This is a genomic window from Ruegeria sp. BH8 (genome assembly GCF_056538065.1).
This window is the reverse complement of sequence record NZ_JBQFSP010000008.1, coordinates 157,399-168,215: the sequence shown is the minus strand read 5'-3', so window position 1 is coordinate 168,215 and position 10,817 is coordinate 157,399. Positions and strand designations below refer to the sequence as shown.

The following is a 10,817-nucleotide window of genomic DNA, read 5'->3' as shown; positions in this document are numbered from 1 at the left end:
TGCTGGCCAACACCCTCACCGCCTGCTGCCGCGCAAACAAACTCCCAGAACCAGAAGGCCTGACCGCCTGATAAACACGGGGGCCGGAGCGGGGCGTTTCAGAGTGCAAGGTACCCTATACCTGCAAATGCAACACAACACCCAAGCCACTGCTGAAGAGCCATTTTTTCCTTCAATATGGCCCAGGCCAGAACTACGGTTAACAACCCAAAAACGGATGCCGAGACCGAGGCAAATTGTGCATTGGGCAAACCACCCGCTGAGACCACGCAAAGGATGGCAACTGCATCCAGAACACCCATCACACATAACAGGGGCATCGCTTGGGGTCCGGGCCAAATTGCTTTTCCAGATGCCACAGCAACCATCCCCAGAGTCAGGATTGCCGCCAATCGGCTGACCAGCGAGACCGAGTACTCGTTGCTAAGCTCGGTTGCATATTGTCCTAGGGCAAAGGCCGCCGCGAAGCCGACGGCCGCAACCAGCGACAGCAGTATTGTTGGGCCTGTTGCCGGATACACCACCGCATCCCGTTCGGACTTGGCTGCGACCACGGAAACCCCGATGCCAATCGCAATGACGGCAAGCCAATGCAGCGGGCTGATAGTTGCACCACGCCATATGGCCAGCAACACGGACAAGACCGGGTAACTCGCGACAAGTGGCGCAACCAACCGAACCGGGCCACGCTGAAAAGCGGCATACATGCTGATACCCGCCAACAGATAAAACCCGCCCGCGGCGACAGCGGTGAACACTGCGGCACCAGAAATCGAGTCAAATGTACCCAGCGTCACCGTCAGACCAAACTGAAGCACCGCGCCCGATATCAGCACGACCATCAGCGACGCGATCACGCTGACAGACTGGCTGACATAACGTACTGCCAGATCGTGTATCCCCCAGCAAAGTGCCGCGACCAGGCCAAGCGCCAGAGCAGTCATTTTGTCATCACCATCATCGGCTTTGTTTCAATCCGCTTGAGACCATGCATACGTCAAACTGTCACTGGTATTAAACTTATTTTCCTGTTATGCAATATTATTGAAGCCAAAGGCAGTAAGAGGCAGCACATGACGTCTGCATTAGAGCAACTTGGCGGTGAGAGCCGGCTGCGCAGTCTGGTTGAGCGTTTCTATGATCGGATGGAAACGGATCCGGCAGTTTATTCCTTGCACAGGCTACACTTTCGCGGCCATGGGCTGAACCATACCAGACAGGCCCAGTTCGAATTTCTCAGCGGTTTTCTGGGAGGGCGGGCCTATTACCGCGAACGATTTGATCACATGGACCTGCGTGAAATTCATGCGCATGTCCCTATCCGCGAAGCTGATGCCGAGCTTTGGCTGGAGACGTTTGACGCCGCGCTGGCGGATTGCGGCATGTCCGGTCCGGTTGTCGACAGGATGCGCGTGACGTTGCGCAGGGCGGCGCTCATGCTGGTCAATGACGTACCTGACTGGCGGCTGGAGGCGGATGCGGGCGCAGATGCCCGTGACACACAGCGTGAAAAGAGCGACTAACTTCGCGTGGCCATCGCAGAAACAGGGCCGCCTATGGCGCGGCCCCGATATGCAATCCTGCAATCCGACTTAGATATCGAGCGTGTTGTCTTTTTCCCAGCGCGAGAAATGGGAAACAAAAGAGTTCCATTCCTGATGCTTCATTTTCAGGAAAGCTGACGAGAATTCGGCACCCATCATCGCCTTCAGCTCTTTGTCCTTGTCGTATTCGCGCAGCGCATCAAGCATGTTCAGGGGCAGTTTCGGTGCACCGCGTACCTTATGGCCTTCGGCATACATATCGATGTCCCAGCGCTTGCCGGGATCGGCCTTGGACCGGATACCTGACAGCCCGGCCGCGATGATGACGGCCTGTAGCAGGTAGGGGTTGGTTGCGCCATCGGGCAAGCGCAACTCGAAACGTCCGGGGCCGGGAACGCGCACCATGTGCGTGCGGTTGTTGCCGGTCCACGTCACCGTGTTTGGCGCCCAGGTTGCACCGGACATCGTCCGCGGCGCGTTGATGCGTTTGTAGCTGTTCACTGTGGGGTTGGTGATCGCCGCCAGTGCCGAGGCGTGCTTCATGATCCCGCCGAGGAAGTGCTTGCCGCGTTCTCCCAGACCAACCTCGCCGGTGGGGCCGTCACCCTCTCCTGCGAATACATTGGTTTTAGCGGCATCACCCGGCGCATCCCAGACCGAGATATGGGCGTGGCAGCCATTGCCGGTCAGCCCTTCGACCGGTTTCGGCATGAATGTTGCCCGTAGCCCGTGTTTTTCCGCGATCGATTTTGCCATGAACTTGAAGAAGGAATGCTTGTCTGCTGTGCGCAGGACATCATCGAATTCCCAGTTCATCTCGAACTGGCCGTTGGCATCCTCGTGGTCGTTCTGGTACGGGCCCCAGCCCAGTTCCAGCATGTAGTCGCAAATTTCGCGCACCACATCATAACGGCGCATCACGGCCTGTTGGTCATAGCAGGGCTTTTCGGCTGTATCGAACGGATCACTGATCTGTTCGCCATCCGGGGTCATCAAAAAGAACTCGGCCTCGATCCCGGTTTTGACATGCATGCCCTCGCTTGCCGCTTCGTCGATCAGGCGGCGCAGAACATTGCGCGGGGCTTGCGCGACGTCCTTGCCTTCCATCACACAGTTGCCCGCAACCCATGCCACCTCTGGTTTCCAGGGCAGTTGGATGACGGAAGTCGGGTCCGGAACCGCCAGCATGTCGGGATGCGCCGGTGTCATGTCGAGCCAGGTAGCGAAACCGGCAAAACCAGCGCCATCTTCCTGCATCTCGGCAATGGCCTGCGCTGGCACCAGTTTGGCCCGCTGTCCACCAAACAGATCGGTGAACGAGATCATGAAGTATTTGACGCCTTTTTCTTTTGCGAAAGCTGCGAGATCTATCGTCACGATTGCTTTCCTTTCCCTGTTGAATTTTCGGTTTTCAAAGCAAGAACGCGGCCCCCATTCAGGAGGCCGCGTCGCATATGTTCAGAACCCTTCCTTGCCCGGGTACCAACTGGTTCCCGCTAAGGGCACCCGCGCCATCGCGGCGGCCTCCATAGTCAGGGCACACAGGTCCTCCGGCTCGAGGTTGTGCAGGTGGTTGTGACCGCAGGCGCGCGCAATGGTCTGCGCCTCTAACGTCATGACCTTCAGGTAGTTGCGCAGCCTGCGACCCGCTTCGACGGGGTTCAAGCGCGCGGCAAGCTCTGGGTCCTGCGTTGTGATGCCAGCGGGGTCGCGCCCTTCGTGCCAGTCATCATAGGCCCCTGTGGTCGTGCCCAGTTTCTGATACTCGGATTCCCATTTGGGATCGTTGTCGCCAAGGGCCACCAGAGCGGCGGTGCCAATGGCGACCGCATCGGCCCCAAGCGCCAATGCTTTGGCCACATCTGCACCTGTTCGTATGCCACCCGAAATGACCAACTGAACTTCACGATGCACACCTAGATCCTGCAACGCCTGCACGGCGGGGCGGATACAGGCCAGTGTGGGCAAGCCAACATGTTCGATGAACACATCCTGCGTGGCGGCTGTGCCACCCTGCATCCCGTCCATGACCACGACATCAGCCCCGGCCTTTACCGCCAGTGCAGTATCATAATAGGGGCGCGTCGCGCCGACCTTGACATAGATCGGCACCTGCCAACCGGTGATTTCGCGCAGCTCAAGGATCTTGATCTCCAGATCGTCCGGCCCGGTCCAGTCCGGATGGCGACAGGCCGAACGCTGGTCGATGCCTTTGGGCAGGGTCCGCATTTCGGCCACACGGTCGCTGATCTTCTGACCCAGAAGCATCCCACCACCTCCGGGTTTAGCGCCTTGCCCGACCACGACTTCAATCGCATCCGCCTTGCGCAAATCATTCGGGTTCATGCCGTAGCGCGAGGGCAGATACTGGTAGACCAGCTTGGTCGAGTGGCCCCGTTCTTCCGGGGTCATGCCGCCATCACCGGTTGTGGTCGATGTGCCCGCAGCAGATGCGCCACGGCCCAAAGCCTCTTTGGCGGGACCAGACAACGCGCCGAAACTCATACCCGCGATGGTGATCGGAATGTCCAACTTGATCGGATTTTTCGCAAAACGTGTGCCTAGCGTTACCGAGGTATCGCAGCGTTCGCGATATCCTTCCAGCGGATAGCGCGAGATGGATGCGCCCAAAAACAGCAGATCGTCGAAATGAGGGACCCTGCGCTTGGCGCCACCTCCTCGAATATCATAGATGCCTGTCGCGGCTGCGCGTCGGATCTCGGCATTGATGGGGTTGGAGAACGTCGCCGACTGGATCGGCAGGGTGCGGGGGATCTGATCGTCCATATCTTTCATACCCTTCTTCCTCAGTATGCGGCGGCGTTGTCGATGTCGAAATTGTACAGCTGCCGTGCCGAGCCGTAGCGTTTGAACTCTTCCGGTTTGGCATCACAGCCCGCCCGGCCCAGCAGGTCTTTCAGTATCTCCAGATGTTCGGGACGCATTTCCTTCTCGATACAATCGGCACCAAGACTTTTGACCGAGCCACGCACGAACAGCCGCGCCTCGTAGAGTGAATCCCCCAGCGCATCGCCTGCGTTTCCGCAGACCACCAGGTTTCCGGCTTGCGCCATGAAGGCGGACATGTGGCCGATATTGCCGTGCACGACGATGTCGATGCCTTTCATCGAAATGCCGCAGCGCGAGCTTGCATTGCCCTTGATCACCAGCAATCCGCCATGGCCGGTCGCGCCGGCATATTGGCTGGCGTCACCATCGACGATGACCTGACCGGACATCATGTTCTCTGCAACACCCGGCCCGACGGACCCTTCTACCTTGATAGTTGCCTGCTGGTTCATCCCCGCGCAGTAATACCCAGTCGATCCCTTGACCGTCACTTCGATCGGCGCATCCAGCCCAACGGCAATCGCATGGCTGCCCTTGGGATTTACAATTTCCCAACGGGTCTGGTTGGTCTCGGAATTTTGTGCCTGCAAGCAAGAGTTCAATCCGCGCAGCCCGTCTGCCTCTAGATCATAGGTCTGCATATCAGGCGGCCTTTTCGTGGGTTGTGGGGCTGTCGTTGTGCGACCAGAAATAAACGGTGGACGGTTCAGGTTCCCAAACTCGTGCATCTTCGATGCCGGGCAGGTTCACCAGGGCGCGATACTCGCTGCCAAAAGCCACATACTGATCGGTTTCAGCCATCACGGCTGGTTTGCACGCGATCGGATCACGCACGACGCCAAAGCCGTCCTTGGTTCCCACGACAAAAGTGAAGAAACCGTCCAGATCATCAATGCTGGATTCCAGAGCCTCGCCCAAGGTGGCACCATTCATCATCTTCCAGGTCAGGTAGGCTGCGCCAACTTCGGTGTCGTTCTCTGTCTGGATCGTTACACCCGCGCGGCGCAGCTTGCGGCGCAACGAGTTGTGGTTGGAAAGCGACCCGTTATGGACCAGACATTGGTCAGACCCTGTATTGAACGGGTGGGCACCCATTGTGGTCACCGCAGATTCCGTCGCCATGCGGGTGTGTCCAATGCCATGCGTGCCGCTCATTCCGCTGAGGTTAAAACGCTCGGCAACATCCTTCGGCAGGCCGACTTCCTTGTAGATTTCAAGGCTGTCACCACGGCTCATCACCCGGACCGACGGGCGGATCTCAGCCAGCGCGGCGCGTGCAGCTTCGAACTGACCGGCGGGAATTTCCAAAACGGCATGTGTGTCGTTGTTTCTTTGACCAACAGATGTGCCCAAGCTTTTACCCAACTCGTCCGCAAGGTCGACAAAATCGGTTTCGGGGTTGGGGGACTGAACCGTAATCTTGGTTTTACCCGCCGATTCTGCGCCATAAATCGCAATACCGGCACTGTCGGGGCCACGATCTGTCATCGTGATCAGCATGTCTGTCAGCATATTGCCCAGTTGAGGAGCAAGGGACTGATCTTTGAGGAATAATCCAACAATTCCGCACATGGCTGGCAGATCTCCTTGTGTGTTTAGTTATGATTCGACGGTACCAATTATTCTGCAGGATATCAATAACCGTAGGAAAGTTTTTTTCCTGTCAGGCAATGGACGCATTCATTGATCTTGCGCCCATTGCCAGTTCTCAAAACCGGATCAATAACGATCCAGCTGTGCTTTTACTCTGTCTTCGTCTCCTGCGTGGCGGGCTTTTTCAAGATGCTCGCCCTCGCGGACAAATTGGATACGGTGCCAGCCGATCCAGAAGACGACGCCAATGATGACCATCAGAATTTCGTACCCCTGGAAGGGATAGACCGGGCCGACTTCGGCAAGATCAACGGCCCAACTTGTATATCCGATTGTAGACATAACGTTCTCCTCTATTTCGCGGCTGCGCCGCGGGCGGCCAGCTCTTCTTTGTCAGCCGCGATAATCGCTGCTTTGGCATCTTCGTAGGCATGGTGTTCGGCGTAATCGAGGCCCTGAAGCTCAACCTCTTCCGGTATGCGAAGAACACCGGCAGCCGCTTGCAACTTGGCCACGATCCAACCAGGCATGAAACCCAGAACAAAGAACATGATGACTGCACCGGTGACCTGTCCGACCGGATTGATCGTCGCATATCCTTCGTAAGGCGAAGACGGGACACCCCACAGGACAAACCCAGCAATGATGAGGCCAATAACACCTGAGTACCCGTGCACTGCAACCGCCCCGACAGCATCATCCAGCTTGAACCGGCGTTCGACCCAGTAGTGCAGCTTGTAGACAATCACGACACCGATCGCGCCGATGATCATCGCCTGGATCGGGTGGTACAGGTCATTCCCTGCGGATGCTGTGATAACACCGGCCAGCCCGCCCGAGAACGTCCAGAAGGCATCGCCTTTTGAAACCACATACGCCGCCATCAATCCACCAGACAGAGACATCAGGAAATTGAAGGTAATCGCCGAGAGAGTCGTCGGAGCCAGATAGATGTTTGTTGCCGTCCAGGTCACGCCAGTGATCTGCCCGTCAATCGCCTCGGGAGAGATCACCGGAACGTTGCAGGCAGCGTAGAAACCCCAGAAGCCGGTGTAGATCAGGAAAATCCCGATCGTCAGCATCCACGGATTGTGAGGTGGAATATCCCGAGGAGTTCCGTCCTTAGCAAACTTGCCAAGGCGAGGACCCAGAACCATGATCACACCAAGCGCATACCCACCCGCGATCGCGTGAATAACGCCGGATGCATAGGCATCATGATACCCCAGAACACGCACCATCCAGCCGGCATAGTGCCAACCCCATGCGGCATCGATGATCCAGAAGACCGACCCGATCAGCACCGCATGTACCCAAAGGGCAGAAGATCTGATCCGCTCGATCACCGAGCCGGAAACGATCGAGGCCGCGGTCCACGAAAACAGCAAGAATGCGGCCCAGAAGACCCCTGTGATTCTGTCGCCAAGGTTGGTGGCCATTGTGTCGGCCCAAGGCAGATTCGCGGCACCCGCTTCTGCATCCAGACCGCCCCAGAACGGAAAGTTCGGAAAGGCCCAATAGATCCACCATCCAAAGAAGAAGAACGTGACCGTCACCAGCGGGATGATCATGATGTTTTTCATCAATGTGTGCATGTGGTTACGCGCTCGGCTGGCGCCGACCTCGTACATGCAAAAGCCCACATGGATGAGGAACATGAAGACGACCGTTACCCAGTAATAAAACTCGGTAAAGACCGTCGTGAGTGCGTTTAGATTACCATCCACTTCGTAGTCTCCCTGTTGTTGCAGCAGGAGGTCCGCCCGCGCAGAATTTCCTGCTGGGAATATTTATCTACTCAGAGGACATTTTCATTTGCGACCTGTCAATAGATATGTGGGGCAAACACCTTTTAGGCCTGTCCGTAACCTAAGCTTTGGCACACCAAAAACGGACCTAAACATCTGACAAACAACTAACAAATTCCCTTCTCAGGAATGTTTTCAGGGTGCAAAAATTGCAGGCAAATATTCCCAGCAGGAAAATTTTCTGCACTCAGGTGTTGATTTTCAATCCAACATCGGCCTCAATGTGGCCAACAAAAACGATCAACGGGAGACCTGAACCATGGCCATTCTTTGGAGGACGTCGGCCCTTGCGCAGCGCCATGCCGAGATCGGCGGCGAGCTTGAGGACTGGAACGGAATGGGGACCGCTTGGTTCTATGACCACAGCCCTGAACGTGCCAAAGCGGACTACGAAGCCATCCGCACCAAAGCTGGTCTTATGGATGTATCCGGCCTGAAAAAGGTTCATGTGGTTGGCGAGGATGCCGCCTATGTTATTGATCGCGTCACCACGCGGAATGTGGAAAAAATCATGCCGGGCCGATCGACCTATGCCTCGATCCTGAATGCTGAAGGCAAGTTTGTTGATGACTGCATCATCTATCGTCTGTCGGTGAACACATGGTTGGTGGTGCATGGCACCGGAACAGGTATGGAGCAGCTGACATCCGTGGCGGCAGGCAAGAACTGCTCGGTCATTTTTGACGACGACATGCATGATATGTCGCTGCAAGGGCCAGTCGCCGTTGATTTCCTGGCAAAGCATATCCCCGGCATTCGTGACCTGGCTTATTTCGGCATCATGCAGACTAAGCTTTATGGGTGCCCGGTGATGGTTTCGCGGACCGGGTATACCGGTGAGCGTGGGTACGAGATTTTCTGTCAGGCCAAACATGCTGTGCATCTGTGGGACAGCATTCTGGCTGACGGCAAGGACATGGGCATCGTACCAGTCCAGTTCTCGACACTCGATTTGCTGCGCACCGAAAGTTACCTGCTGTTCTATCCGGGCGATAATTCGGAAACCTATCCGTTCGATGGTGAGACATGTGGCGATACGCTGTGGGAACTGGGTCTGGAATTCACTGTCTCGCCCGGCAAGACCGGCTTTATCGGCGCCGAGAACCATTATGCCTCGAAGGGCAAGGAACGGTTCAAGATCTATGGCGTCAAGTTGGAAGGCACGACACCGGCGAATGAGGGCGCGGACCTGCTGCAGAACGGTGAAAAGGTCGGTGTTGTCACCTTTGGCATGTATTCCGAAATCAACGGGCATAACGTGGGTATCGCGCGGATGCCGGTTGCCTGCGCATCGCCCGGAACCAAGCTGACGGTGCGCAACGGAGATGGAACGGAAATAGCGGCGACTGCGGAAGAGATGCCGTTCTACGATCAGGATAAATCGATCAGAACCGCAAAGGGCTGAGTTTCAGGGGGCGCAACGGGCATACCGTGGCGCCCTTTTCCTATTTGAGGGTACAATGTCAAAGTTCGAATTTCCCAAGTCAATCACAAGCCGACCGATCTGGGGCACGCTGGAAGCTCGCAAGGGTGACCATCATCTCATGATCGCCGAAGCCGAAGGCGCAGAAGCCGTTCTCGACATCGCGACGCCTGATCTGATGGCCAAAACGCACCTGATCTATATCCCCAAAGGGACGGACTACTCGGAAAGGTTGCAGGCGCTGAACCCCGCGCAGTTCTACGAAGGACCTTCCTATGCGGCCGCGCTGCAACGCATCCGCCGCGTACTGGAGGACGCGCATATGGGATTGCAGGTCTATCTGAGCGGTACTGAGGGCATGATGGGTCAGGCCATGAATGAGGTGACAGCAGTCGGCCTGCCACACACGGCGATACAGACCGAACATCGCGGTTCGGTTGCACGCCGGATGCAATGCGTGCACTGCAAAGGCATCACCGAAGATGTCGAGGTTGATCCGTTTGTCTGCTCGCATTGCGGGCTGAATCTGTTCGTGCGCGATCACTACTCCCGCCGGCTTGCCGCCTATCAGGGTGTCCGCGTCGACGCCGAAGATCATGGCAACGTGCCCGAGCCGAAAGGGATTTACGAATGAGCGGTGCCGAGAAAATTCAGGTCAAAGTGACCGAAATCACCCCGCTGAATGAACTCGTGACGCGGTTCCGGTTCGAACGCATCGACGGCGGTCAGTTGCCAACATTTTCCGGCGGGGCGCATACCGTTGTCGAAATGAAGGATGGCGGTATCACACGGCTTAATCCTTATTCCCTGATGTCCGACCCGTTTGATCAGTCATCCTATACGATCTCGGTCCGCCGTGACGATGAAGGCAGGGGCGGTTCGTTGTTCATGCACCGTCAGGTAAAGCTGGGTGATGAAATGACCATCAGTTATCCGGTCAACCTGTTCTCGCTTGACTTGCGCGCCCGCAAGCACCTGTTTCTGGCCGGTGGCATTGGCATCACGCCCTTTCTGGCGCAGATCAAGCAACTCGAACTGCTGCACGGGCACTGGGAACTGCATTACGCTTGTCGAAACACGGCATTGGCGTCTTATGCCGAGCAACTGACAGACAGTCATCCGAATGAAACCCATCTGTATTACGACGACCAAAACCAGCAGATTGATCTGAAAAACCTGCTGAGCGGGCAACCCTTGGGTACACATGTATATGTCTGCGGTCCCAAGGGCATGATTGATTGGGTGCGCAACACCGCGGCTGCCGAAGGCTGGCCCGAGGATTGCGTCCATTACGAAGAGTTTCTGGCCCCGCGACCCGGCAAACCGTTCGAAGTGCGGTTGGCCACATCGGACAAAGTTATTCATGTGGGCGAGAATGAAAGCCTGCTGGAGGCGATCGAACGTGAAGGCGTGGATGCACCGTATCTGTGCCGCGGCGGGGCTTGTGGCCAATGCGAAACCGTTGTGCTGGATCATGATGGCAATTTCGTTCACCGCGACCACTGGCTGACCGACGAAGAAAAGGCAGCGGGCAAGAAAATCATGCCTTGCGTATCGCGTTTCGAGGGCAAGTCCCTTGTGCTGGACCGCTAAGAGGAG

The 10,817-nt window shown here is 56.6% G+C and carries 11 protein-coding genes; 4 read left to right on the top strand and 7 right to left on the bottom strand.

Features of this window, described 5'->3' with window-relative positions; genetic code table 11:
- Positions 1-98: 98 nt before the first annotated feature.
- On the bottom strand, positions 99-944 hold the full coding sequence (locus ACR0AD_RS14600; protein WP_480483616.1) for an EamA family transporter: 846 nt from the start codon (positions 942-944) through the stop codon (positions 99-101).
- Positions 945-1,073: 129 nt separating this feature from the next.
- On the opposite strand from ACR0AD_RS14600, the gene ACR0AD_RS14595 reads away from it, so the two are divergent.
- Positions 1,074-1,523 (top strand): group II truncated hemoglobin, encoded by a 450-nt coding sequence (locus tag ACR0AD_RS14595; protein ID WP_480487931.1) that lies wholly within the window; start codon positions 1,074-1,076, stop codon positions 1,521-1,523.
- Between the two features lie 69 nt (positions 1,524-1,592).
- Here ACR0AD_RS14595 and glnT read toward each other — a convergent pair whose 3' ends face one another.
- From glnT to ACR0AD_RS14565, 6 genes are all read right to left on the bottom strand, one after another.
- Positions 1,593-2,921, bottom strand: a complete 1,329-nt coding sequence (glnT, locus tag ACR0AD_RS14590) for a type III glutamate--ammonia ligase (RefSeq protein ID WP_480487932.1) — start codon at positions 2,919-2,921, stop codon at positions 1,593-1,595.
- 81 nt (positions 2,922-3,002) lie between these two features.
- Positions 3,003-4,331, bottom strand: coding sequence for an FMN-binding glutamate synthase family protein (locus tag ACR0AD_RS14585; RefSeq protein WP_480478657.1), 1,329 nt, complete (start codon positions 4,329-4,331; stop codon positions 3,003-3,005).
- A 20-nt stretch (positions 4,332-4,351) separates the two neighbouring features.
- The gene (locus ACR0AD_RS14580) at positions 4,352-5,035 is read right to left on the bottom strand and encodes a protein GlxC (RefSeq protein ID WP_480487933.1); all 684 of its coding nucleotides are present in this window, start codon (positions 5,033-5,035) and stop codon (positions 4,352-4,354) included.
- Position 5,036: 1 nt separating this feature from the next.
- A complete protein-coding gene (locus ACR0AD_RS14575) occupies positions 5,037-5,966 on the bottom strand; it encodes a class II glutamine amidotransferase (protein WP_480487935.1) in 930 nt (309 codons plus the stop codon).
- A 147-nt stretch (positions 5,967-6,113) separates the two neighbouring features.
- Positions 6,114-6,329: a hypothetical protein gene (locus ACR0AD_RS14570; RefSeq protein WP_480483612.1), complete on the bottom strand. Its 216-nt coding sequence runs from the start codon at positions 6,327-6,329 to the stop codon at positions 6,114-6,116.
- A gap of 11 nt (positions 6,330-6,340) precedes the next feature.
- The gene (locus ACR0AD_RS14565; protein ID WP_480483611.1) at positions 6,341-7,714 is read right to left on the bottom strand and encodes an ammonium transporter; all 1,374 of its coding nucleotides are present in this window, start codon (positions 7,712-7,714) and stop codon (positions 6,341-6,343) included.
- Positions 7,715-8,054: 340 nt separating this feature from the next.
- On the opposite strand from ACR0AD_RS14565, the gene ACR0AD_RS14560 reads away from it, so the two are divergent.
- The 3 genes from ACR0AD_RS14560 to ACR0AD_RS14550 are packed head-to-tail and all read left to right on the top strand — an operon-like array spanning position 8,055 to position 10,811.
- On the top strand, positions 8,055-9,200 hold the full coding sequence (locus tag ACR0AD_RS14560; protein ID WP_480487937.1) for an aminomethyl transferase family protein: 1,146 nt from the start codon (positions 8,055-8,057) through the stop codon (positions 9,198-9,200).
- Between the two features lie 55 nt (positions 9,201-9,255).
- A complete protein-coding gene (locus tag ACR0AD_RS14555; RefSeq protein ID WP_480487939.1) occupies positions 9,256-9,852 on the top strand; it encodes a dimethylamine monooxygenase subunit DmmA family protein in 597 nt (198 codons plus the stop codon).
- On the top strand, positions 9,849-10,811 hold the full coding sequence (locus ACR0AD_RS14550) for a PDR/VanB family oxidoreductase (RefSeq protein ID WP_480483608.1): 963 nt from the start codon (positions 9,849-9,851) through the stop codon (positions 10,809-10,811). The genes ACR0AD_RS14555 and ACR0AD_RS14550 overlap by 4 nt, the downstream gene beginning before the upstream one ends.
- The last annotated feature ends 6 nt before the right edge of the window (positions 10,812-10,817 follow it).